Genomic DNA, 25,550 nt, shown 5'->3' on the forward strand with positions numbered 1-25,550 from the left:
AATACATTTTTTAACTAATTTTGGTTAAGTTATTTTCAAAGACGTTATTATTAATTCAATAAGTATACTTACATATCACCATCCCTAATTTTAAAAATAGCAATTTCCTGAAAACTATATAGTTTCTTTTTGAAAGGAAGGGTATTATCAATTGAAACCGTATGAAAGAGTATCTGTTTACTCTATAGAATCTTTACAGGAGTTAATGAAATTACTAAAAAAATCTAAAGATTTTATAACGTTGGAAATTGCTTCTAATAATTCCTCTATAGTCATTTCATATTTTAGAACATTAATCGATATAAATATATTTCATGAAGAGGTTTTAACTTATATAAAAGAGAAGAGCTTCGATTCATTACAAGATATTCGGTCTGTCTTACCCTTTGAAAATTCAAAAATAACAAATCAAATGGAAGATATTCAGGATAGTATTTTAAACGGCTATATACTTATTCAGTTCGATACAGATGAATCAAATGGCTTGTTAATAAATGTGTCAAAGAAAGAAAAAAGAGATATTACAAAAGCTGAAATTGAATACAATATTGTGGGTCCGCAAATCGCATTTGTCGAAGATTTAGATGTAAATTTAAATTTAGTACGTAGAAAGCTCCCAACACCTTATTTACAAATGAAGGAATTGAAAGTAGGCTCTCTCTCTAACACAACTGTTGCGATTGTATTTATTGAGGGAATTGTAAATGATCAAAATCTACAAGAAATTATAAAAAGGGTAAGTCAAATAAAAACAGACCATGTTTTGGATAGTACTTATTTGATGCAGTTAATTGCAGACAACCCAAATTCTATATTCCCTCAATTTTTGAATACAGAACGTCCGGACCGTGTGGCAGCTGTATTAGCAGAAGGGAAAATTGCACTTTTTGTAGATGGCTCGCCTTATGCCATCACTCTTCCAACAACATTAATTGACTTTTTTTCTACGACAGAAGATTACACCATGCCTTGGATTATTGCCTCTTTTTTTCGTCTATTAAGGCTTTTTGCTTTTATGTTTTCTGTCTTAACGACTCCATTATATGTTGCAATCTTAACATATCATTACGAGCTTATTCCAAAAGAACTTCTTGAAACGTTAATCATATCGAGAAGTAAAGTACCTTTTCCTCCATTAATTGAAGCGCTTTTTTTAGAAATAACGATTGAATTACTGAGAGAAGCGGGGGCACGTTTACCAACTAAAGTGGGTCTAACTGTCGGTATAGTAGGTGGTATTGTAATTGGACAGGCATCGGTAGAGGCAAGTCTTACAAGTAACGTATTAATCATCATTGTTGCACTTTCAGCTCTTAGCTCATTTACAGCACCAATATATCGAATTGGTAATACAATTCGAGTAATTCGTTTTCCTTTTATAATATCTGCACACCTGCTGGGCTTATTAGGAATTGTTTTAACAAGTTCTTTCCTTTTAGCACGCTTATTACGTACAGAATCATTAAGACGTCCTTATTTGTTTCCTTTTTATCCTACACGCCCTACAGATTGGAAAGACAGCATTATCCGTTTGCCAATCTCAACGATGTTCCGACGCCCAATTTTTTCAAGATCTAAACAGCGTTTTCGTTTTAATCCAGAAGAGGTAGAGAAAAATAAAATCAAATCACGAAATGATTTTGATGATTGAAATTAACAGGGAGGAGCATTATGAAACAGATCCCAATTGAGTATCAAGTCTCTCCATATATGGTGTTTTTTTTAATTATTACTATACAGATGGGGGTTGGTATGCTTGGTTTTGAAAGGATTAGTGCAAAATTAGTTGGAAATGATGCGTGGATTAGTACGCTGCTTTTTGGAATATCTGTTAATCTTATGATTTGGATCATATATCAGATTTTAAATCAGGGTAATGGAGATATCATTGCAATCAATCAAGACGTACTTGGAAAATGGATTGGTGGATTGTTCAACTTCATTTTTTTATCCTATATTGTATTGTTAGGTGCAACAACACTACATACTTATATCGAAGTAGTACATGTTTGGATGTTTCCTTCCATTTCATCTTGGGTTATAGCGGGGACTTTTTTAGGCTTATGTTATTACATTGTGACTGGAGGATTTCGTGTAGTTGTTGGAATTGGTTTCTTTGGAATCGTGATCCCAAGCACTCTAATCTTCACATTTTTTTATCCTTTGCAGTATGCAGATTTTCAAAATTTATTTCCAATTGCACAGCATTCATTCCTAGAAATTATGAAAGGAATGAAAGGAAATATGTTTAGTTTTTTTGGATTTGAAATGTTATTGTTGTACTACCCATTTATTAAAAAGGCAAGAACGTCTCAAAAATATGCGCACTATGCAAATTTAGTAACGACTATTGTCTACACATACCTTATGATTTTAACTCTTGCGTTTTTTAGTGAAAAACAACTAGCGAGCGCAATATGGGCATATTTAAGCATGATTAAAATTATACAATTTCCCTTTATAGAGCGGTTTGAATACATTATTGTTTCTGTTTGGGCTTTTTTTATATTACCTAACGTTTCCTTTACATTATGGGGAGTAAGTCGTGGTATAAAAGAGGCACTGGGAATAAAGCAAAAATATGTTTTGCCAGTTATCATCCTGTTCATCTTTGTTTTATCATTTTTCTTGAATAACCGTAATAAAATTAACTTATTAAATACTTGGACAGGTCAAATTGGCTTTGTATATATATATGTATACCTACCTGTATTATGGCTAATTCAAACCGCCAAAATAAAGTTAAGGAGATAAACATGAAGCGATGGATACTTTTCCTTATAGTAAGTGTCTTCTTAATAGGGTGTGCTAAAACGAAAATTGTGGATGACATTGACTTAGTTCAAGTTGCGGCATATGATACTGAAGCAAAAGGTAAGCTAAAAGGAACCTTTGCGATTTCAGCTTATAAAGGAGGCGGGGAAGGTGAAACGAAAATCTATTCAGCATCAGGCCAGACTGGTAGAGAAGTTCTTGCAAGAGCATCCGAAAAGTCTTCTGGACCTCTAGAGTTGGGGCAATTGCGTGTTATTATATTTAATGAAAAAATAATTGAAAAGGGAATGCAGGAAATTTTAGAGACTTTGAACCGAAATCCTAGTGTAGGAAATGCAATTTATTTAGCAATTACAAATGTAAAAGGGGAATCATTATTAAAGGGGAACTATTCTAAAGAAAAAGAAATTGCTTCCTATCTATCCTCTTTACTGGAGCAAAATATGGACAATGGAACGCAACCAAAAACAAATTTTTTTATGTTTTTAAATCAACTTAATGATGATGCGAGAGATTCTTATTTACCGATGATATCTAAAAAAGGTAACGTGTTGGAGTTAGATGGAATAGCACTTTTTAAAAGATGTAAAATGGTTGATAAAGTGAACCCTAAAGATTTATTTGTATTTAAATTGTTGACAGATAATTTTAAACAAGGTACATACCAATTCAAACTACCTGGTTCTTCAAATACGTACGCCACGATAGAGAATATAAAGGCTAGAACAAAATATAAGATGGCGGGAAATAGTAAGCATCCATTCGTAAATGCTTATATTCAAGTTAAAGGTGAAATTCAAGAATTTACAAAAACAAAAAATCTAGATAATCCTAAAGAAATAAAAAAATTAGAAAAAATTATGGAAACAGAAATAGAAAAAAAGGCAACTACATTGATAAAGAGATTTATTAAAAAAGACACAGATCCTATAGGACTTAGAAAGCTTGGTAGAACTCACGTAAGAAAATGGAACAGTCAAGAATGGGAAGAATCCTATAAACATTTACGTTTTCGTGTAACAGCTGATGTAAAAGTAACCCAATCTGGTGTTACAGAATAAATAAATCAAATAAGATATAGGAAATTTCAATAAAAAAATATAGTCTCGCAGGAGATTAGGGAGAAGAGAAACGATTAACAAAGCATTTCATAAACATTAAGATGCTTTGTTAATCGTTTTTATATTTGTAGCTTTATCACTTGCAGTAATTATAATAAAAGAACAACGAAACAAATTCCCGATACCACATAATTATAGGAGGACAATAAAGCATCAAGATATAATGTATGCTTTGTCTGGAAAAAAGAATTAAGTACTTCAAGGTTAAACACTTAACTTTAAAGTAGTAAATTCGTTGCTTTTAGCAATTCAACTAGAATGTGCCCCCCGAAATTTAGAAAGATCGGTTTATTAGGTAGCCTTTAGGGAATGAGCTTAGTACAATACTGGGTTCATTCCCTTTGATTTTCCCTTGATTCTTTCATGATTATAGTACTCTATATACTTTGCTAATTGTTGTTTGAAATCTGTTATACTTCCAAATTCTTTCGATACAGAAATAGACATACAAAAACGCCATCCTTTCTTATAAATCTACAGAAAGAATAGCGTATTTTTTACAAATGAGTTCCTTTATTGAAAAGCTTTAGTTCTATATGACTGATAAAAGGGCAAGTAACGCTAAAATAGCGGGAAGTCCTTGTTTTTAGAAGAATATTTTGCATATGCAAAATATTAAAATGTAATTTATAAATATAAAGTTAATAAAATAAATTACATTTTAATAATATTCCTAAAGCTAATCCTATATATACCGTTTACAAATTAATTGTCTAAGTATTTTTTAGTTTAAAAGTGGAGTGTATTCGTTTTTTATTGAATCAATTTTTACATGTTGGTTCAATATTTTCTATTCTCTTGGAACTTAGTTCTCGTTTACTTCTCACAAAAGCAATAAAATCTATTATCTCTTCTGTTGACAGTGCTTCTCCATCTATTAAAAGTGTTGGATCTGGATCGTTTAGGAGTCTTGTTATATCAATTACATCTTTGTTTGGATGTGAATGTTCAATTCGACCTAATATATAATCTACAGACGTATCAAATAAATCGGCTATTTTTGATAAAGATTGTAAGGAAGGTAATCTATAACCATTTTCATAACCAGCATAGGTGCTTTTCGCAATCCCAAGTCGATCTGCTGTCTCTTGTAGGGACCATTTTTGATTTTTTCTTAATTTAGATAAACGTTCCAGCATTCGTCTCATACCCCATCTAATTTTATTAAATTAATTATAACATAGAAAAAGAATCAAGAATAGAAAAAAAGTACGCGTATTGAATACAAAATCTTGATTAATTTAAATTAAGTTCTATAATGATAAATATAAATACGCATTACGCGAACGATATATTGTTGTTTATTTTATGGAGGGGTTGTGTATGAAGAAAATTTTATTACTTGCAACTGGTGGGACAATTGCATCTGTGGAGGGGAATGAGGGGCTTGTTCCAGGATTGTCTGCTGAGGAATTATTGAATTATTTTTCGAAGTCTTCTCGAAACTTAGAAATAGATTGCAAAATCTTAATGAATATTGATAGTACCAATATGCAACCTGAGCACTGGAAAGAAATAGCTAATGCTGTTTTTAATCACTATGATGACTATGACGGGTTTGTGATTACACATGGAACGGATACGTTAGCTTATACATCTTCTGCGTTATCTTATATGCTGCAAGGTTTAAGAAAACCAGTTGTTTTAACAGGTTCACAAGTACCTATTAGTTTTAAAAAGACAGACGCAAAGAAAAATGTAGCTGATGCTCTTAGGTTTGCCTGTGAGAGTGTTGGCGGTGTGTTTATTGTTTTTGATAGTAGGGTGATTATTGGGACGAGAGCAGTTAAAATGCGAACAAAAAGTTATGATGCATTTGAAAGTGTGAATTATCCATATGTTGCTGAAGTAAATGAAGATGAAGTGAAATATCATTGGAAGCCAACTTCCTCACATAATGAACTTTCAATAAATACTAATTTATGTACGGATGTTTTTCTTATGAAATTGTATCCAGGTACAAAGCCAGAGATATTTGATTGTTTAAAAGATTTGTATAAAGGGATTATTATTGAAAGTTTTGGAAACGGTGGATTACCTTTTGAAGGAAGGAACTTGCTTTCGAAAATTCAAGAGTTGACTGAAATGGGGATTGCTGTAGTGATTACTACTCAATGCCTGGAAGAAGGAGAAGACATACTTCTCTATGAAGTAGGACGGAAAGTGGCACAACATCAAGTAATATTGTCTGGAGATATGAATACGGAAGCCATCATAGCAAAATTGATGTGGACGCTTGGAAAAACTAATAAATTAGAAGAGATTAAAAAAATTATTGAAGAGCCTTTAGCCTACGATTTAACAATAAAATCTGATAAGGATTGGTAACGACTTCATATGATTTATTTAGGTTTTACATTTAATATGGGGGAGAAATTAAAATGGCAATGACAAACAAGAACGTGCGAGTAGAGTATGATTTTTTGGGAGGAAAGGAATTACCTATTGAGGCATATTACGGAATTCAAACTTTACGCGCTGTTGAAAATTTCCCGATTACAGGGTATAAAATCCATGAAAGTTTAATTAAAGCGTTCGCAGTTGTAAAAAAAGCTGCAGCGCTTGCCAATACAGATGTAGGAAGATTGGAATTGAACAAGGGCGGCGCGATCGCAGAAGCTGCTCAAGAAATTCTCGATGGAAAATGGCATGATCATTTTATCGTAGATCCAATCCAAGGCGGAGCAGGTACTTCAATGAACATGAATGCAAATGAAGTCATTGCCAATCGTGCTCTTGAATTATTAGGAATGGAAAAGGGAGACTATCATTATATTAGTCCAAATAGTCATGTGAACATGGCGCAATCAACAAACGATGCATTCCCAACGGCGATTCATATCGCTACATTAAACGCATTAGAAGGTTTATTACAAACGATGGGTTATATGCACGATATATTTGAATTAAAAGCAGAACAGTTCGATCATGTGATTAAAATGGGTCGTACACATTTACAAGACGCTGTGCCAATTCGCCTTGGACAAGAATTTAAAGCGTACTCTCGTGTACTTGAACGTGATATGAAACGAATTCAGCAATCACGTCAACACTTATATGAAGTGAACATGGGAGCAACTGCAGTTGGTACAGGCTTAAATGCAGATCCAGAATATATTGAAGCAGTTGTAAAACATTTAGCTGCAATTAGTGAACTATCACTTGTTGGTGCAGAAGACTTAGTAGATGCAACGCAAAATACGGATGCATATACAGAAGTATCAGCAGCACTTAAAGTATGTATGATGAATATGTCTAAAATTGCAAATGACCTTCGCTTAATGGCATCAGGTCCACGCGTTGGCTTAGCGGAAATTATGCTACCAGCTCGTCAACCAGGTTCATCTATTATGCCAGGAAAAGTAAATCCTGTTATGCCAGAAGTAATTAATCAAATTGCGTTCCAAGTCATTGGTAACGACCATACAATTTGCCTTGCTTCAGAAGCAGGACAATTAGAATTAAACGTTATGGAACCAGTACTTGTTTTCAACTTACTTCAATCAATTAGCATTATGAATAACGGTTTCCGTGCCTTTACAGATAATTGTTTAAAAGGAATTGAAGCGAATGAAGATCGCTTAAAAGAGTATGTTGAGAAGAGTGTAGGAATTATTACAGCCGTGAACCCTCATATCGGTTATGAAGCAGCAGCTCGCGTTGCGAAAGAAGCAATCGCGACAGGGCAATCCGTTCGAGAACTGTGTGTGAAAAATGGTGTACTCTCACAAGAAGACTTAGAATTAATTCTAGATCCATTCGAAATGACGCACCCAGGGATTGCAGGAGCAACTCTTTTAAAGAAAAATTAAAAGAAGAGGGGAACAAGCCCCTCCTCTTTGTTTACAATATAAGGATGTTATAAGTAAGTAAACGGTGGCGTCTAATGGTTCATAGAAACAAAATTAAGAGGAGCAGCAATATAATCAACATCACTTTTAAATAAAGAGGATTTCTTAAAACATCCAATTATATTAACAACAAGCTTACATGAGTTTTTATTAAGAACTATGGCCAACCATGAATAAATAGTTGGCCATAATGATCTTAAAGATCCATATCTTTTAATCCGGGACTATGCTCATTTGGCATTTCAGGAAGTTCTGGTACAGGAAAACCTTTTGGCGGTTCCGTTACTGTTAATGTTCCTTTATTTCTACTTGGAGATTCACCTTGGAATATTTCTCCCATTCTTGTTGGATCTAAGCTGAAATTAAATTGTGCATTATGGAATCCCATGTCTACATATTTTCTACACTCTGGATATTTATTAATATCATAGTTCGGCACAGGAAAGAGTTTGCCCCATTCAACGCCTAGTGTCTCTAAAGCTTTTGCAAAAGCATTTTGATGTGCATTATCACGTACAATTAAGAATGCAAGTGTTTCTCTAAAGGTTTGATTAGAACTCATTTCATAAATTCTAGTTTTTTGAAGTACACCTGTAGATTCAAGTACGACATTATCTAGTAAATCGCTAATTAAGTTTCCATGACTATATACCCAAGATCCATTCCATGGATTTCCAGCTGCATCAACAGGTAATGAACTTTGAGCCCCTACAATAAAGTGATGAGGATTTGCATGTTTAACCGCTTCGTCAAGTGGTGCTGTGTCAATACCAGCATTTCCTGGCATAGGTTCACCAGATCCAGTTAATAGTTGGTTAATTGTATGTTGTACCAGTTCTACATGGCTTATTTCCTCTAAAAAAACACCTCGAAGTAAATCACGATATCGCTTCTCTTTCCCCCTAAAATTTGAGCTTTGGAAAAAGTATTGCATCATTGTACGCATTTCACCATAATGCCCACCTAATATTTCTTGTAAAACTTTTGCAGCAGCTGGATCTGGTTTGTCCGGCTTAATCATATTAATTATTTCTTCTTTATAATAAAACATGAAGTACACCTCTTTTTAAGTTAGTTAACATTGTTATCGTGTCCGCTAATTGGTTACTTGATACTTAAATTCATTTTTTTACCAATTTATTACTATCTCGAAATATAAAGTTTTTGAAAATAACTATTTTCGATGTGAGATGAAAGTGGGGGAATAGATACTTAAAATTTAATAAAAAAGATAAGATTACGGAGTGTAATCTTATCTTTGCACTAAGAATAATGAATTGTAGCTTCAAGGTTTCAGAATGACTTTTATACAGTCATCTTCACGATTATTAAAAATTTGATAACCGTAGCTCGCTTCTTCAAGGGGGATTTTGTGTGTAATAATCTCTTTTGGATCGAATTCTTTATTTGTTATTTTCTTAAATAATTCCGGCATAAAATGAATGACAGGTGCTTGTCCCATTTTCAGATTAATATTTCTAACCCAAAATGCCCCGAGTGGAAAGGCATTATAATTACCACCATAAACACCGGTCATTTGAACTGTTCCATATTTTCTTACAGCTTTCGTAGCGATTTGAATAGGACCGAGGGTACCGCCTTGTAATTTTAATTTTTGTTCCAGAAATTCTAGTGGAGATTTTTTCCCATCCATGCCCACGCAATCAATAACTACATCTGCACCACCATGTGTAATTTCCTTTAAATGTTCTCCCATATCAGGAAATTTTGTAAACTCAAATACCTCAACATTGTTAATCTTTTTTGCATAATTCATCCGATAATCTAAGTAATCCACTGCAATTACACGTTTAGCACCTTGCATCCAAGCAAATTTTTGTGTCATTAATCCAACAGGTCCACAACCAAGGACGATAACAGTATCACCTGGCTTAACGCCTGCGTTTATTACACTCCAATAGGCTGTTGGTAAAACATCTGATAAAAATAGTAGGGATTCATCTTCAAGTTCGCATGATTCCGGTATAACAAATGGAGTGAAATTTCCAAAAGGAACTTTCAAATATTCAGCTTGTCCACCTGGATGGTTACCAAATTTCTCTGTATAACCAAAGTATCCACCAGAATCATAATGAGGATTGGAGTTATCACATTGACTTTCCATTTCATGTTGGCAATAAAAACAATGTCCACAAGCAACGTTAAAGGGGATCACAACACGGTCTCCTTTTTTTACGTTCGTAACATCTGGACCAACTTCTTCAACAATTCCCATTGGCTCATGACCAATAATGTACCCTGGAGGTAGCGGCATGTTTCCTTGATATAAATGTAAATCAGAACCGCAAATAGCGGTTGAAGTAATTTTTACAATAATATCATCTTTTTTCTCTAACTTTGCATCATCCACCTGTTTCACTTGTACTTGGTTTGGCCCTTGATAGGTTACGGCTTTCATCTCAAATCTCCTTAGGAATCATTTTTTATAATTTATATGTATCTCTTGGCAAAACAGAAATCTTTAGTAAAGAGGAATCAATACATAGTGTTGTTATGAAAGTATGGTATAGCAACTCTTCTTTCTTATGTCTTTTTCCCTATTTTAAGAAGAAACCCAATATTTATACATAATTCAATTTCCATAAAAAGGATACTTATTATTTCATAATTTGTAGCATATTAAAAACATCGGAGGTGAAACGATAATGGCAAACAATAACAGTGGAAGTCGTAATGAATTGTTAGTTCGAGGCGCTGAACAAGCTCTTGATCAAATGAAATATGAAATTGCACAAGAGTTTGGTGTGCAACTTGGTGCAGATACAACAGCTCGTTCAAATGGATCTGTTGGTGGTGAAATTACAAAACGTTTAGTAGCAATGGCTGAACAACAACTTGGTGGTAGAACTAACCGTTAAGTGAATTGACATAAAATATAGTAGATATGTAAATCAATTTCTTTTGTATATGTATAAAAAACAAACCCTTATAGTAAATGAATTTTCACTCAAAGATTATTGATAATCTTCTTTCATAATCTTTGGGTATTTTATTTGTAAACTACTTTCCTAAACAATAAACACGTGGTGTTGGAAAGGTGTTTTCCATGCATAGTAGAAAATCTTTTGCAGGAAAAAGCATACTTAAAAATTTGATTTCAATATTGAAATCGATATTTATTATGATATTTTCGAAAGGGAGGAATTTAAAAATGGGTATATTAAGTGGAAATCCTCAAAATGAGCCGTTACATTACGGAGAAGTATTCGACATTTGGAGTTATCTTCTTGCTGCACAGGGTGCGATTGCAAGTCATCAAGTGTTTATGAATCATACAGGTGATGAAGATTTGAAGAAGTTTTTAGAAAGTTTAATTGAAAATGATATGAATTCGGAAATAGAAGAATTAAAGGCGCTTTTAAAAGTTAATGGGGTTGCTTTACCGCCTGCTCCTCCAGAACGACCAGTTGCATCTATCGAAGACATTCCTCCTGGAGCACGTATTAATGATGCAGAAATTGCAGCAGCTGTTTCTACAGGATTAGCAGCTGGACTTGTCACATGTAGTCAAGTAATGGGAAAATGCCTTCGAGAAGATGTAGGTATGTTATTTGGACAATTTCATATGAAAAAAGCGCAGGCAGGTGTAACGTTGCTACGTTTAAGTAAGAAAAAAGGGTGGGTAGTTCCACCTCCGTTACATGTAAGAAATTCAGATCAAGCGTAATAAACAAAAATAAAAAAGTGGCGTTGGCCACTTTTTTATTTTTTAGATGTATCCTTAAGCTTGGACTTATTTATTGTGGAAGAATCTATATATTCATCTGATATTTCCATAGCATATTTATCATGATGAATATGCTTGTGATTTGTTAATTCATTGTCGTTACGCAATACTAGCCTCTTCATATAAATGTGGAAGAAAATTTCTGTTCCACCAATAATTAAAGCTGCTATAAATGAAGAAAGTCCAATATTACGAGTAGCATCTAAATCAGTAAATAAGGATGTTAGTAACCAAATGCCAAAGAAGCTTAAGCCTAAATCTGCTATTGTAGCAATCATATTTCCGTATTTAGGTAAAATGAAGAGATCTCCAATTAAATAGGCAGCTCCTGTAAGGAAAAGAGAAATTAGTAATACTCTAGGAATTGAAATGCCTTTAAAGATACTAAGTATGATTAGTAATACTGCAGTTATCGCTGTATATTTAATTAATAAAGCAACAATATGTTTCATCATTTTCCTCCATTGTTTAAATTTATAAGGAATAAAGTGGAACTTTAATCAGTGGGGGTTTTGTTCATCCCCCACTGATTATCAGCCCTCACCAATCGGACTTTTACGAAGGGTTGATCCCCCACCTGACTTCTTTGCTTCCGCTGAATTTTGAGGTGGGGGTCTTACTGCCCGTTAAAGCGGAATAAAATATTTCATTAAAAATGGGTTATGCTTTTATAGAGCGTAACCCGTTTTAATCATCCTTAAATGGTAAGAAGTACAAGCCGGGTAAGAAGCAGGCTTATACTAGGGATAGTATTTGCGGAATATCGAGCTTTATTCACAAAGGGACGTTCCACTCTTATAATCGAGATGTTGCCTAAGTACAGTATTTTTTTACTAAACTTAATAATTTTTGCAGTTTTAATTCTTTAATATAAAAGCCAAAGTTTCTTGTGCTTAATGTATCTTTTTATCTACATATTTCCCGTAATCGGGTACAGCAATTTTATCAAATTCCTTAACGAGTGTTTTGAGGCTTGTTGATAGCAATTCACCTGACATTGGTATTCCATGTCCTGTAACAGCGGCTAGAGTGTTTAACTTCTCTAGCTTAATAACTGATTCTTTAGCAGCGTTCCAGTCTGTTGTTAAATAACGAGGTGGACCGCTTATTTCCTGTTCCTGAGTAATTACCTTATATAGATATTCTTGCTTCACCGTAACAAAAGCGTCCCCAGCAATTAAAGTTCGGTCTTTTTCTCGGAATAATGAAATATGCCCTGGAGTATGTCCTGGTGTATGAATCCATCTAAACTCTTGCATATGGGGAACAGTTCCATCTGCAGGTAGTACTTTTACGCTATTTCCTAAATCAATCGGTTCATTAGGGAACAGAGGCGACATTTTCGCTACCATACCACCTTCAACTGTTGGATCTGGTTCAGGATAGCTTTGTAGTCCAGTCAGGAAAGGTATTTCCATTTGATGGGCATAGACTGGAATATCCCAATACTTAATGAGTTCAATTATTCCCCCAACATGATCAAAATGCCCGTGAGTTAAAATAATTGCTTTTGGGCGACTATTTGTACCAAATCGCTTCTCAGTGACAGAGATAATTTCATTTGCACATTTAGGCATTCCAGCATCAACTAAAATAAAATCATTGGTATGCGGATGTCCAACAAAACAAATGTTGACGATTTGAATCGTGTAACAAAATAAATCAGGCAATACTTCGAGGCCATGACCACTTTCAATTGAAGTTGCCGGAATAAACTTATAATCACTTCCATAATTCATTTCATTGTCCAATTTTTCTCCCCCTTAATTTATTCCAATATGACATTATAGTTCCCTAATTTTGAAAATCCATTTTGGAGCATTTGAGAAAAGAATGAGTGGGGGATTACAAAAAACAATAACTTAGTCTTAGAATTAAGGGGGAGATATGTCAATTTATATAAAATGTAAACAAAGAATATTGATTTTAAAGTCGTAGTTTATATTATTTTTTTGAGTTTAAGTGTATATCTTTTAAGAGGACATACCAAGTTCTTTTGTTTTGATAATTACTTGAAACTTGAACGGGAAAAACATGATCAAGCGCCCATTCTAATTTGTTTATTTCATTTTCAAATCCTGTTGGATAGAGTAAAAGGATCTTAAAATTATTTTTAACAATATTTGATAAAACGGTTTGTAATTCAAGCGCTTCAGTCAAGCTTCCGCCCCATCTAACAAATAAAATGGATTGTGAATTATGCATTCTTTCGTAAAGGTTATCAATTCTTTGATCTAATTTTTGTTTGAAATCATGGTATGTGATGAACCAATCTTCATTCGGAATAACAGGGAAATCATGATAAGATGTTACGTTATATTTTGTATCTTTTATAATATGAGAAAAAACAGGTTGTATCACGCCATCATTAAACACAATATTTTGCTCCGGCATTGCTTGCATGTTTTTTAAATCCATAAAGTCTACGAAATTATTTTTCAATAATGTGTTGATAGAAGAAAGATTCGGTGATACAAACCAATCTAGAGGACCTGAATATTTCCGCAGATTATATTTTTTTAGATGAATAGCAGTATAACAATTTTCCCCTAAACTAATAACATCATCATACATTCCTTGAAGCTTTTTCATTTCCAATACAATCATCCTTTTTTAGAAAAATTAGAAGGTATATATAAATTCTAAAAAGCGTTATTATGACACAAAATATGCTTTTGAAAAATAGGAGAACGGGTTAATTATAAATAATATATGTATGTATAAAACCTCCTGTGAAAAGGCTCACAGGAGGTTAAACTAAGGCGTATTTTGAGTTATGTACCATTTGTTGAGATAAGAATTGTGTGATAATTCATGGCGTTTCTATAATAAAAGGAGAAAACAGAAATACATTGAAGTTAGTTGTGAACAAATTGTAATTTAAAATTGAGAGGAAATAAGAAGCTCTAGTTGCTTCATTATGCAACTAGGGCATTATTTAATCTCTCCCTAACTTAATTATATCATGTAAATCAAATTCGAAATAGACTGTTTCTTCTCATTTACTCCTGCTACAATCAAGAACACATGCATAGTAAGGAGAGATGTTATATGAGTTCTTTCGTTCTCGATTTTCAGGAAATAGAAAAGGGGCAGCTTTCACTCGTCGGCGGAAAAGGTTTGAATTTAGGGGAGTTATCTAACATTCAAGGTATACAGGTGCCAGAAGGATTTTGTGTGACAACGGTAGGATATGAAAAAGCCATCGAGCAAAATGAAGAGCTTCAAACTTTGTTGCAGCAGCTGACCAAGTTGAAACTTGAAGACCGAGCTCAAATTGGTGAAATGAGTAAGGAAATTAGAGAAGTCATTATGGCAGTACAAATCCCTTCTGATGTAGTGGAAGCGGTAGCTCATTATCTCTCACGTTTTGGAAATGAACATGCGTATGCCGTGCGTTCTAGTGCGACGGCTGAAGATTTACCGTATGCCTCGTTTGCAGGTCAACAAGATACGTATTTAAATATTATCGGAAAAGAAGCGATTTTACAGCATGTAAGAAAGTGCTGGGCGTCTTTATTTACAGAGAGAGCCGTTATGTACCGCATGCAAAATGGTTTTGAACATAATCAAGTTTCTATATGTATTGTCGTTCAAAAAATGGTTTTCCCTGAGGCTTCGGGAATTTTATTTACGGCTGATCCGGTTACTTCTAACCGAAAGGTGCTATCAATTGATGCCAGTTTTGGACTTGGTGAGGCGTTAGTATCAGGACTGGTCTCTGCCGATAATTATAAAGTAAAAGAAGGTAAAATTACTGAAACGATGATAGCGACTAAAAAATTAGCTATTTATGCTGTAAAAGAGGGCGGAACAGAGACGAAACAGATTAATTCGGCTCAGCAAAAGATTCAAACATTGTCTGAACAACAAATATTACAACTAGAACGGATCGGAAGACAGATAGAAGCTTATTTTGGCTGTCCGCAAGATATTGAATGGTGTTTAGCCCGTAATACAGTTTATATTGTTCAAAGCAGGCCGATAACGACTTTATATCCAATTCCGGCAGAAAATGATGGGGAAAATCATGTATATATATCAGTTGGTCACCAACAAATGATGACCGATGCGATGAAACCATTAGGGTTATCTTTTTTCCTGTTAACGACAAGTGCCCCAATGCGTAAAGCGGGAGGACGGCTGTTTGTTGATGCTACGCAACAATTAGCTTCACCTGCTAGCAGAGATTATTTAATAAATACTTTAGGAAAATCAGATCCACTCGTAAGAGATGCATTAACGACTATAATCGAGCGAGATAATTTTATTACATTGTTGCCGGATGATGAAAAAGAAAAGAGTGTTGGTAAAGGTGTGCCACCTGTAAGCACGCAACCAGAAATCGAAAATGATCCAGCAATCGTTACGGAATTAATAAAGAATAGTGAAGCATCACTTGAAGAGTTAAAACAAAATATGCAACTGAAATCAGGAGTGGACGTACTTGATTTTATTTTGGAAGATATTCAGCAATTAAAAAAAGTATTATTTAACCCGCAAAGTATCGCTGTCATTATGGCAGGTATGAATGCTTCAACATGGATAAATGAAAAAATGGAGCAATGGCTGGGCGAAAAGAATGCAGCGGACACCCTTTCTCAATCGGTGCAAAATAATATTACGTCGGAAATGGGTTTAGCATTAATGGATGTCGCTGATGTGATTCGGCCGTATCAAGAAGTTATTACGTATTTACAACATGTAGAAGATGATAGCCTTTTAAATGAACTAGTTCAGTTTAAAGGTGGAGAAGAAGCCCGAGATGCGATTCTAACTTTTCTAAATAAATACGGAATGAGATGTAGCGGAGAAATAGATATTACGAAAACCCGCTGGAGTGAAAAGCCAACTACAATTATCCCGATAATTTTAAATAATATAAGAGATTTTGAATATGGTGCGAGTAAGCGGAAATTTGAAGAGGGACTGCAAGAAGCTTTGAAAAAAGAAGAAGAGTTAATAGAGCGATTACAGCACTTACCGGATAGGAAACAAAAAGTAGAAGAGACGAAGCAAATGATTCGTAATATCCGTAATTTTATCGGTTACCGTGAATATCCGAAATACGGCATGATTAATCGTTATTTCATATATAAGCAGGCGTTACTGAAAGAAGCTGAGCAACTTGTGCAGAGCGGTGTCATTCATGAAGTTGATGATATATACTATTTAACTTTTGAAGAGCTTCACGAAGTTGTTCGCACGAAGAAACTAAATTATGAGCTTATTCATAAACAAAAAAATGATTATAAATTATATGAAAAACTAACGCCTCCTCGTATAATGACGTCTGATGGAGAAATCATTACAGGTAAATATAAACGAGAAAACCTCCCAGCTGACGCGATTGCAGGTCTGCCTGTTTCTTCTGGAGTAGTTGAGGGGAGAGCTCGCGTTATTTTAAACATGGAAGAAGCGAATTTAGAAGAGGGAGATATATTAGTTACGGCTTTTACTGACCCTGGCTGGACACCATTATTTGTATCTATAAAAGGATTAGTCACTGAAGTCGGCGGACTTATGACGCATGGAGCAGTTATTGCACGTGAATATGGATTACCGGCAGTTGTTGGGGTAGAGAACGCTACGAAATTAATAAAAGATGGGCAACGAATACGGGTACATGGAACAGAAGGGTATATTGAAGTGTTGTAATGAAGTAAAAGATCATCCGCTATAAATAGTGGATGATCTTTTTATTTTGCAATAACTCACTTCTTTAAGCCAGCTGCATAAAAAGGTCCATGAACTGCGATTGTTGATAAAATACGAGCAATTTCCTCAGGTGTTTCTTTTTGGCCACTATTTAACCATTGCTGAATGACACCAATATGAGCAGATGCCATATAAGAAGCTAAATATTGGCTTGGGACAAGTAAGTTATCCTTATTAATGAGGGCACCGTTCGTATCTTCAAATAATGTTTTCCACATAAAGTCTTTCAGTTTTGTTTGGAAAGATAAATCTCCTTTTGGGCTTAATACAGCTTTCATAAAATCACTATTTTCATTTAGAAATTCAAGAATAGAAGTGATAAGTAGAAACGGCATTGTTGGAGAAGGATTCGATCCGAGATCCGCAATCACTTCTGGGAATCTCTTTTTTGCAATGTTAGAAAACTCATACATAATGTCTTCTTGGCATTTTGTCATTAAATCAAATTTATCTTGATAGTGCGCATAGAAAGTACCGCGATTAATGTTTGCTTTCGTTGTAATATCTTTCACTGTAATGGCGTCAAAACCTTTTTCTTCAATTAATTCCACCAATGCATTTCGTATGGCAGTTTTCGTACGAACAACACGTAAATCTAAATTACTATCGCGCAAAGCATGTCCCTCCTTCATTTTAGCCAACACATTTTAAGAAAGTGTCTTATAACCGACACATTCACGATTTTTGATTATTGTATAAGGTTCAACTCGAACATATAATTCAAAATATAAATAAACAACACGTTGTTGGTTATTATAAATCAAATGTAAGGAGGAGAAAAGAAAATGTTTAAAAATAAACTTTTATTGTTATCACCAGTTGTTGCACTACTTGTAGTTTTTATTTTTTCATTAACATTATCTCCAACCGTTCAACCTAATCCGAAAAATTTGCCAATCGCAATTGTAAATGAGGATCAAGGAGTAGAAATTCCAAATCAACCGAAAATGAACATGGGGCAAACAATCGTTGATAATATGAAAAAGACATCAAAATCAGAGAAAGAATCTGCGATAAAGTGGATAGAAGTAAAAAATAAGGAATCCGTACAAAAAGGTTTAAATAAACAAGAGTATTATGCAGCATTAGTCATTCCGAAAGACTTTAGCGCAAAACAAGCATCATTACGAACACCACAGCCATCTTCGCCAGAAGTAGAAATATTCATCAATCAAGGAATGAATACAGCAGCATCAACTATGGCAGGACAAATGTTAAATACTGTAGTTGATAATATGAACAACAATGTTCGTAAACAAATATTAGAAGGACTGAAAGCAAAAGGAGCTACATTAACAGCAGATCAAGTTTCAAATGTAGTAACACCGATTACAAAGAAAGTGACAAATGTAAATGAAACCGGAAAAAATAGTGCGAACGGTAATTCGCCAATTTCTTTATTTCAACCGTTATGGATTGCAAGTTTAGCGAGCGCGGCACTTATCTTTATTGCGATAAGTAAAATGCCAGTAGGCACAAGAAAAGAAAACTTCGTATTAAAACTAAAACAAATTATTACAGGGGCTGTCGCGGCACTTGTCATTGGATTTGGTCTTACATGGATTGCGGATGGTATGGTAGGGTTAAATATTTCGAATTTCACTGATACGGCTTTATTTTTAGCCATTACATCGTTTAGTTTCTTCTTAATGATATCGGCGGTACTTTCATTAGTTGGACTAAAGGGAATCGGTGTATTCGCTCTCTTACTATTCTTCGGTGCACCGTTATTATCATTAGCACCGGAAATGTTATCGCCATTTTACCAAGACTGGGTGTACGCATGGTTGCCAATGCGATTTATGATTGAAGGACTTAGAGAAATCTTCTTCTTCGGAAAAGGGTTAAGCTGGAGTACACCTGTAACAGTGCTCGTTTGGATAGGCGTAGTAAGTATCGTTATTATTTTAGCGACTGCTTTCAAACGTAGTGTAGTAAAGGAACATAAAGCGGAAGTAACTGCATAAAAGATAAGAACGTTTCACTAGGAGTGAAGCGTTTTTATCTTTTATTAACTTATAGGTTAAAGGGAATAGAAGAGTTTGGATTTGCGGTTCCTTATTTAATACATGCTCCTGCTATTTCAAATTGCATAAAATGTTATGCGAAATAATGGAGGGGATACGATGTATAATTCGAATGATTATGATTGGTATAGGCAAAATGATAAGCTGATTCGTGATATTGAGAAAGCAATTAACGGAGAGTTTAGTGCTATAAATTGCTATGCAAAATTAGCTAACATGGCCCCAAATGCGGCGGAACGAAATCAAATTCTTGAAATTCGTAACGATGAAATAAAGCATTTTCATCAGTTTGTACAAATCTATACAAATGTAACTGGTCAGCAGCCGAAACCACAAATTACGGAAGAATGTCCAAATACGTACTTACAAGGATTAGAATTCGCTATACAAGATGAACAGAAGACAGTGGATTTTTATTTGGAAATTGCAGATGAGACATCAGATACACATTTGAAAGAGTTACTGCGTAGAATAGCTGCCGATGAACAAAATCATGCGGTGTGGTTTTTATATTATTTTGTGAAGACGAAGTGAATGCTTAAGGAATTAAAACCGTTTCACTAGTAGTGGGACGGTTTTTGTGATGAAATACAAGTTATATATAGTAGCTGAATTTCGTATATAATGTATGAAACAAAAATGGAAACAAATATGTTAGGAGTAAACATATGAAAAGAGGAATCTTTGTAGAAATTCCAAATGAATATAATAATTTACTTTGGAAAGTATTAAAGCCAATTCATATTCCTTCATATGATTGGTGGGTAGGGAGTGAGGAGTCATACTTAGTAGCACGTGGTGGATTGGATGAAGCGTTATTTCCAGAAGAACCAAGTGTAATGGAAGGATCGGATTTGAACAGGTTATTTAAAAACAACGTATATTATCTTATTTTTGCAGATTTAAAAGCATATCTCAAAGGAGAAATAGTACTAGATATTGAAACATATGAAGAGTTTATGGAAAGTAAGTGTGAGATAGTCGTATTAGTAGCAGATGGCGATTACATACAAATTTATGCGAAAGATCAAAAAGTGATTGAATTGATGTATGAAAATGCACTCAATCAAGGTTTTTATGTTGAATATGTTACAGACGAAAATGATGGTAGAACACGTTTGTCAGTATAGTAGTAAATTGAAAGGGGAACGGCAGTATGGAGAGAAACACCATAACGAAAGAATACACAATTCGAACCGCTACTGAAGAGGAAAGTGATAACATTATCACTCTATTAAAAGAGGTAGCGCAGTGGCTACAACATAAAGAAGTAGATCAGTGGCAGTATCTGTTAGGCGGAGAGGCTACGGCTGAAATACTAGAAGGTATAAGAGAGAAATATACATATGTGGTTACGAAAGAAGATGAAATTATCGGTACAGTTACAGTATCTCCTAAACAAAATGAATGGGATGAATATATTTTTGGTAAAGAGGAAGTTTCTAATTCATTATATATTCATAGATTTGCGGTGAAACGGAAGTATAAGGGGAACGGAATCGGAGAATGGATGTTACGGTGGATAGAAGAGAATGTACAACATGACAAAGAGTTTTTAAAACTAGATTGTGTAGGGCATAATCGCATATTGAATGATTTTTATAAGAAAAATGGTTTTGAATATGTTGGCAGTACAGATGGACTTAGTAAGTTTCAAAAGAAAAGGGGATAGTGAATGAATCAAATTGATACTGGTTTAGTTAAAAGATTAATAGGGGAACAGTTTCCTGAATGGGCACATTTAGAAGTGAAACCTGTAAAGTTTAGTGGGCATGATAACAGAACATTTCACTTAGGTGATAAGATGAGTGTAAGATTGCCAAGTGACGTGGCATATGCACCGCAGGTAGAGAAAGAAAATAAGTGGCTTCCTATATTAAGTAAGGAACTTTCTTTACCAATTTCTTCACCAATTGCGAAAGGAAATCCATCTGAAGCGTATCCGTGGCCTTGGTCTATTAATAAGTGGATAGAGGGAGAAACAGTTACGAAACAAAATGTTCGTGACTTAAGTGAACTTGCGGAGCACTTAGGGTCATTTTTAGTAGAATTACAATCTATTGATGCGAGTAACGGACCGGTAGCTGGAGCACATAACTTTTATCGAGGTGGGCTTATATCTGTATACGATGAAGAGGCGAGAGGTGCTATCGAAAATAATAAGGACGTTTTTGATGAAACAGTATTAAAGCATCTTTGGGATTTAGCACTTCAGTCAACATGGGAGCGTAAGCCAGTTTGGGTTCATGGAGATATCGCACCAGGGAACTTACTCGTTAAGGACGGAAAGCTTTGTGCCGTCATTGATTTTGGTATTTTAGGAGTAGGAGATTCTGCTTGTGATGCAGCGATGGCATGGACATTTTTTGATGAAAATAGTAGAAACGTATTTAAAGAAGTATTGTGCATAGATGAAGAAACGTGGAATAGAGCGAGAGGATGGGCACTTTGGAAGGCGTTAATTACATATGATGCGAATAAGAGTAGTAATAAGATAGTGGCAGAAGAATCGTATCGTGTCATTCAAGTAATTGTGGATGATTATGGACAGTAATAGAAAAAGCCTATTTTGAATCATACGATCAAAATAGGCTTTTTTATATGATTAATCGATACTTAAAGCTTTTTTACCCATTTGATTATAACTGTGCTCAAATCGGGATTTTACCATTGGCTGGTCTTTTTTACCGTCTAATGGGTCATTATAATAAATGTTACGATCATCTACACCAGTTATGATAATAGTATGTGCATTTCTGTATCCATTTACGGTTTTTCCTTGCGGTGTTTTCCAAGTTTGTTCTAGTTGTGGAGCAGTTATTTTGTTTCCTACCCACGCTACAACTGGTTTACCATTACGTACATAGCTTTCTAATACAGAGAAATCCTGTCCTGTTAAATCTGTACCTCTTGCATGTTTATCAAGTAATTGTTTCAATGGTGCCGGGTTAATAGAGTAACCCAATCTTTTTCCTGTTACGTCACCAACGAATCCGATGTCTGGATCACCCCAAACTGTAATTTTTCCGCCTTCTTCCATCTGATATCTCGTTGTATCAAATGGCATTTGATTAGCAAAGTCTACTTTATTTAATGAACGTCCTGTATAGTATTCTAAAAGCATTTGTAGTGAAACAACTGCACTTCCTTTTTGTAGTTCGGGCAATTGATTAATGGCAGGAACATTTAAGAGGAGCTTTGGACGTAAGAGATAAGACATGTTTATCCATTTTGGTCCTTTATCTGTACGAATTTGTACCCATCCGTCATCTCCCATAGCTAATTCTTCGATGCCGCCTTGTGGAGCATACTTTCCAGATATTTTAGAAGAAAAATTAGGGCTATCGTAAGCGAAAAATGTTCGTGGTATGTATGTTAGTTCTTTTCCTTCACCCTCTTTTAAATATGGATTCATCCATTGAAGCCCTTCGCTGGTGCGAATTTTTAACCAGATGCTATTTTCTTCAACAACTGTTACAGTTTGAGGGGGATATTTACCAACCACGTATCCTGTTCTTGACGGTCTATCAAAGGTAACAAAGTTTTTATCAATGTATACTTGTTTCTCTTTTAATGGTGTCCACTTTAACCCATGATCCGTAGCAATTTTAATCCATCCATTTTCAGATTCATCGAATACAGTAACGGTTTGTGGTGCATATTCAGCAAGTATACCTGAATGAAGAGAGGTTTCAGGATAAATAAAATAATGTTGTTTCATAGTAACTTGCTTTAATTTAATTTCTTTATCTTTCGATTGGTCTGTGCGAGCAACTAAACTTGCAGCTTCTGCACGGGTAATCGTGTTATCTGGATACCAATGACTACCACCATAGCCCAGTGAAATACCAAGAGCAACAAGAAGATTAGCCGATTTTTCACTCCAATGTCCTTTTAAATCTCGGAATACAGTAGGTAGTTTTTCAGTGGCTTTTTTGTCTAAGTTATATGCATGAACAAGCATAGAGGCCATAGCAGCTCTCGTTAGCTTTCCAGAAGGTTCGAAATTTCCATTCCCGACGCCTTTAATAATCCCAGCTTTTTCAACTGCAGCAATATAAGGAGTAGCCCAATGTTTTTGGGAATCTTTAAATGATGGCTTTGCTGAAGCGTCTATTTGTAAGTTTAATATTTTTGCCATGATAATTGCGGCAGAAGCTCTATCAATTTCAAGATTAGGTCCAAATGTACCGTCTGGTAAGCCAGATAAGACTTTTTTCTTTACTAAATAATCAACGGACGGCTTTGCCCAGCCAATAACATCAGGAAATTGATAGTAGTAATCGTCTTCGTCTTCGTAATTCTCCAATTGCGCATTATTTTTTTGTGTTACAGTTTCACTCACAGCGAAAGAACTAGATGGAGCGATGATAGCACCAAATAGCAACGCACTTGCCATAGTTATTTTTATTGTTTTCAAATTTCCATTCTCCTTCTATTTTTATGTAGGTTAATTTAAAGAGTAAATTGAAAAAAGAAATAATTTAGTTACAAAATATATGTTTGAAATGAGTATATGTAACATATACGAAAGATATTATATGATAATTTTTGGAGACTGACAATAAAAATGTAAGATTATTGCTTGTGTCATTTTCAAATGAAAAGAAGGGATTTAATATAATTATACAGAATATTTAGATAAATAGGGGGTGTCGAATTTTGAGTGAAATTGAATTAAAAAGGAATGTAATTAAGACAGGGAGTGAGAAGAGCATCATTCTTCGGTTTGTACTCGCTAGTCTCGTTGGGGTGTTTATGTTTTTCGTACCAGTTACGATAAATGGCGCTTCTTCCATAATGATTGATCATATCGTGTCGTGGATTAGAGCTTCGGTTCCGAGCGTCGTACCTTATTACGCACTACTCGTTATGGTAATGGGTGCAATTTATCCGTTTTATACGAAAAAATGGAATACATCTATCGTAGATATTTGCTTTTCGATTTTAAAAGTGGTTGGCGTCGTTTTCGGTGTATTATATTGTTTGAAAGTAGGGCCAGCTTGGTTCTTTGCGCCAGATGTTGGGCCGTTTTTGTATGAGAAACTAGTAATATCGGTAAGTTTACTCGTTCCGATTGGTTCGGCTTTTTTAGCATTATTAGTCGGGTATGGATTACTTGAATTTATCGGTACGTTTTGCCGTCCGATTATGAGGCCGTTATGGAAAACACCAGGACGATCAGCAATTGATGCGGTTGCTTCTTTCGTTGGAAGTTATTCGCTTGCGCTTCTCATTACTAATCGAGTTTATAAAGAGGGGAAATATACGACAAAAGAAGCAGCCATTATCGCTACAGGTTTTTCTACAGTATCCGCAACATTTATGATCATCATCGCAAAAACATTAGACATCATGCATTTATGGAATGTTTATTTTTGGACGACTCTCGTTGTAACATTCATCGTAACTGCTATCACCGTAAGACTTCCACCCCTTAGTAGAAAACCAGATACATATGTAACAGAAGAAGGGTTCCCAGAGCCCGTTTATAAGGAGAAAATGCTAGAGCGTGCTTGGGAAGATGCGCTAGAAGTATCGAAATCTGCACCGGGTATTATGAAAAATATCGCATTGAATTTAAAAGATGGTTTTATTATGACGATGGGAATTTTGCCATCTATTATGTCAGTCGGATTAATTGGTATCGTCTTAGCGAAATTCACGCCAATATTTGATTGGATCAGTTATATTTTCTATCCATTTACGTGGGCTTTACAATTACCAGAAGCAGAACTAGCTGCAAAAGCGGCATCCGTTGGTATCGCAGAAATGTTTTTACCTTCTCTTTTAGTTGTAAGTGCACCACTTGTGACAAAGTTTGTCATTGCGGTTGTTTCGGTATCATCTATATTGTTCTTCTCAGCTTCCATTCCTTGTATTTTATCTACAGATATTCCGTTAAAAGTATCGGAACTTATTATTCTCTATGTACAAAGAACGATATTAACGTTGCTTATCATTACACCGATTGCTTATTTGTTGCTTTAAAAAGGGGAAAGGTATAAAAAAGAATCCTTCTATAAAAGGAAGGATTCTTTTGTTTAGTGTTTTTATCAATTAAATACTTTAAAATGTATACTTTTTTGATGTTTTATTTGTTTTTCGAATATGACGTAATACTTCTTAAGAAAATTCCTAACCCTGCAAAAAAGAATCCTAAGCATAATAAGCTTCCTGGCGTTCCCCAAGTAATTTGATCTAGCATGTTTATATCCTCCCATTTACCCCATATGAATTAACTGTAAAATTTTCACTTTATTATTATATAGTATTTTTTGGGTTTAATCCAGAATTATCCATACTATTA

Annotated in this window: 22 protein-coding genes and 2 pseudogenes; 15 read left to right on the forward strand and 9 right to left on the reverse strand. The window is 34.7% G+C overall.

What is annotated here, in order from left to right:
- Positions 1 to 151: 151 nt before the first annotated feature.
- From ACTFSI_RS14300 to ACTFSI_RS14315, 4 genes and pseudogenes are all read left to right on the forward strand, one after another.
- Positions 152 to 1,651, forward strand: a complete 1,500-nt coding sequence (locus ACTFSI_RS14300; RefSeq protein ID WP_242261302.1) for a spore germination protein — start codon at positions 152 to 154, stop codon at positions 1,649 to 1,651.
- A 20-nt stretch (positions 1,652 to 1,671) separates the two neighbouring features.
- Complete coding sequence (locus ACTFSI_RS14305; RefSeq protein WP_000809700.1) at positions 1,672 to 2,754, forward strand: GerAB/ArcD/ProY family transporter; 1,083 nt, start codon at positions 1,672 to 1,674, stop codon at positions 2,752 to 2,754.
- 2 nt (positions 2,755 to 2,756) lie between these two features.
- Positions 2,757 to 3,836, forward strand: coding sequence for a Ger(x)C family spore germination protein (locus ACTFSI_RS14310; RefSeq protein ID WP_000832877.1), 1,080 nt, complete (start codon positions 2,757 to 2,759; stop codon positions 3,834 to 3,836).
- A gap of 145 nt (positions 3,837 to 3,981) precedes the next feature.
- Positions 3,982 to 4,112, forward strand: a pseudogene (locus ACTFSI_RS14315) (excinuclease ABC subunit C); the annotation flags it as partial.
- Positions 4,113 to 4,211: 99 nt separating this feature from the next.
- Here the strand turns inward: ACTFSI_RS14315 and ACTFSI_RS14320 are convergent.
- A pseudogene (locus ACTFSI_RS14320) lies at positions 4,212 to 4,325 on the reverse strand (IS3 family transposase); the annotation flags it as partial.
- A 332-nt stretch (positions 4,326 to 4,657) separates the two neighbouring features.
- Positions 4,658 to 5,035: an HTH-type transcriptional regulator AnsR gene (gene ansR, locus ACTFSI_RS14325; protein ID WP_000893565.1), complete on the reverse strand. Its 378-nt coding sequence runs from the start codon at positions 5,033 to 5,035 to the stop codon at positions 4,658 to 4,660.
- Between the two features lie 184 nt (positions 5,036 to 5,219).
- Between ansR and ansA the strand changes: the two genes are divergently transcribed.
- Positions 5,220 to 6,224 (forward strand): asparaginase, encoded by a 1,005-nt coding sequence (gene ansA, locus ACTFSI_RS14330; protein ID WP_440045441.1) that lies wholly within the window; start codon positions 5,220 to 5,222, stop codon positions 6,222 to 6,224.
- Positions 6,225 to 6,277: 53 nt separating this feature from the next.
- Positions 6,278 to 7,708, forward strand: coding sequence for an aspartate ammonia-lyase (gene aspA / locus ACTFSI_RS14335; protein ID WP_138321698.1), 1,431 nt, complete (start codon positions 6,278 to 6,280; stop codon positions 7,706 to 7,708).
- A gap of 235 nt (positions 7,709 to 7,943) precedes the next feature.
- Here the strand turns inward: aspA and ACTFSI_RS14340 are convergent, their stop codons facing one another.
- Positions 7,944 to 8,798, reverse strand: a complete 855-nt coding sequence (locus ACTFSI_RS14340) for a manganese catalase family protein (RefSeq protein WP_044793011.1) — start codon at positions 8,796 to 8,798, stop codon at positions 7,944 to 7,946.
- Between the two features lie 234 nt (positions 8,799 to 9,032).
- Entirely contained in the window at positions 9,033 to 10,166 is a 1,134-nt protein-coding gene (locus tag ACTFSI_RS14345; RefSeq protein WP_138321701.1) for a zinc-dependent alcohol dehydrogenase, read from the reverse strand.
- Positions 10,167 to 10,413: 247 nt separating this feature from the next.
- Here ACTFSI_RS14345 and sasP point away from each other — a divergent pair, with 247 nt between their 5' ends.
- Together sasP and ACTFSI_RS14355 are read left to right on the forward strand one after the other, a co-directional pair.
- Entirely contained in the window at positions 10,414 to 10,626 is a 213-nt protein-coding gene (gene sasP / locus ACTFSI_RS14350) for a small acid-soluble spore protein, SasP family (RefSeq protein WP_000002842.1), read from the forward strand.
- A 293-nt stretch (positions 10,627 to 10,919) separates the two neighbouring features.
- Entirely contained in the window at positions 10,920 to 11,435 is a 516-nt protein-coding gene (locus tag ACTFSI_RS14355) for a DUF3231 family protein (protein WP_000512126.1), read from the forward strand.
- Between the two features lie 35 nt (positions 11,436 to 11,470).
- On the opposite strand, the gene ACTFSI_RS14360 is transcribed toward ACTFSI_RS14355, so the two are convergent.
- The 3 genes from ACTFSI_RS14360 to ACTFSI_RS14370 all read right to left on the reverse strand — a co-directional run bounded on the left by ACTFSI_RS14360 (position 11,471) and on the right by ACTFSI_RS14370 (position 14,102).
- Positions 11,471 to 11,947, reverse strand: coding sequence for a YndM family protein (locus ACTFSI_RS14360; RefSeq protein WP_138321703.1), 477 nt, complete (start codon positions 11,945 to 11,947; stop codon positions 11,471 to 11,473).
- A 441-nt stretch (positions 11,948 to 12,388) separates the two neighbouring features.
- Positions 12,389 to 13,246: an MBL fold metallo-hydrolase gene (locus ACTFSI_RS14365; RefSeq protein WP_138321705.1), complete on the reverse strand. Its 858-nt coding sequence runs from the start codon at positions 13,244 to 13,246 to the stop codon at positions 12,389 to 12,391.
- A 193-nt stretch (positions 13,247 to 13,439) separates the two neighbouring features.
- Positions 13,440 to 14,102 carry a DUF1796 family putative cysteine peptidase gene (locus ACTFSI_RS14370; RefSeq protein WP_138321707.1) on the reverse strand — a complete coding sequence of 221 codons (663 nt, stop codon included), beginning with the start codon at positions 14,100 to 14,102 and terminating at the stop codon, positions 13,440 to 13,442.
- A 444-nt stretch (positions 14,103 to 14,546) separates the two neighbouring features.
- Here ACTFSI_RS14370 and ppsA point away from each other — a divergent pair, with 444 nt between their 5' ends.
- Complete coding sequence (ppsA, locus tag ACTFSI_RS14375; protein WP_138321709.1) at positions 14,547 to 17,153, forward strand: phosphoenolpyruvate synthase; 2,607 nt, start codon at positions 14,547 to 14,549, stop codon at positions 17,151 to 17,153.
- 56 nt (positions 17,154 to 17,209) lie between these two features.
- Here ppsA and ACTFSI_RS14380 read toward each other — a convergent pair whose 3' ends face one another.
- On the reverse strand, positions 17,210 to 17,827 hold the full coding sequence (locus ACTFSI_RS14380; protein ID WP_088299011.1) for a TetR/AcrR family transcriptional regulator: 618 nt from the start codon (positions 17,825 to 17,827) through the stop codon (positions 17,210 to 17,212).
- Positions 17,828 to 17,998: 171 nt separating this feature from the next.
- On the opposite strand from ACTFSI_RS14380, the gene ACTFSI_RS14385 reads away from it, so the two are divergent.
- From ACTFSI_RS14385 to ACTFSI_RS14405, 5 genes are all read left to right on the forward strand, one after another.
- The gene (locus ACTFSI_RS14385; RefSeq protein WP_138321713.1) at positions 17,999 to 19,180 is read left to right on the forward strand and encodes a YhgE/Pip domain-containing protein; all 1,182 of its coding nucleotides are present in this window, start codon (positions 17,999 to 18,001) and stop codon (positions 19,178 to 19,180) included.
- Between the two features lie 159 nt (positions 19,181 to 19,339).
- Positions 19,340 to 19,774, forward strand: coding sequence for a ferritin-like domain-containing protein (locus tag ACTFSI_RS14390; protein ID WP_044793000.1), 435 nt, complete (start codon positions 19,340 to 19,342; stop codon positions 19,772 to 19,774).
- A gap of 134 nt (positions 19,775 to 19,908) precedes the next feature.
- On the forward strand, positions 19,909 to 20,370 hold the full coding sequence (locus ACTFSI_RS14395) for a DUF2691 family protein (RefSeq protein WP_000820159.1): 462 nt from the start codon (positions 19,909 to 19,911) through the stop codon (positions 20,368 to 20,370).
- Between the two features lie 26 nt (positions 20,371 to 20,396).
- A complete protein-coding gene (locus tag ACTFSI_RS14400; protein ID WP_044792998.1) occupies positions 20,397 to 20,912 on the forward strand; it encodes a GNAT family N-acetyltransferase in 516 nt (171 codons plus the stop codon).
- A 3-nt stretch (positions 20,913 to 20,915) separates the two neighbouring features.
- Complete coding sequence (locus tag ACTFSI_RS14405) at positions 20,916 to 21,794, forward strand: aminoglycoside phosphotransferase family protein (RefSeq protein WP_044792997.1); 879 nt, start codon at positions 20,916 to 20,918, stop codon at positions 21,792 to 21,794.
- Positions 21,795 to 21,845: 51 nt separating this feature from the next.
- On the opposite strand, the gene ACTFSI_RS14410 is transcribed toward ACTFSI_RS14405, so the two are convergent.
- Complete coding sequence (locus ACTFSI_RS14410; RefSeq protein WP_000848938.1) at positions 21,846 to 23,660, reverse strand: S-layer homology domain-containing protein; 1,815 nt, start codon at positions 23,658 to 23,660, stop codon at positions 21,846 to 21,848.
- Between the two features lie 242 nt (positions 23,661 to 23,902).
- On the opposite strand from ACTFSI_RS14410, the gene ACTFSI_RS14415 reads away from it, so the two are divergent.
- On the forward strand, positions 23,903 to 25,231 hold the full coding sequence (locus ACTFSI_RS14415) for a YjiH family protein (protein ID WP_044792996.1): 1,329 nt from the start codon (positions 23,903 to 23,905) through the stop codon (positions 25,229 to 25,231).
- Positions 25,232 to 25,550 lie beyond the last annotated feature (319 nt).

The sequence above is a fragment of the Bacillus cereus group sp. MYBK101-2 genome (assembly GCF_051918845.1).
In the GTDB taxonomy this organism is placed as follows: Bacteria; Bacillota; Bacilli; order Bacillales; family Bacillaceae_G; genus Bacillus_A; species Bacillus_A paranthracis.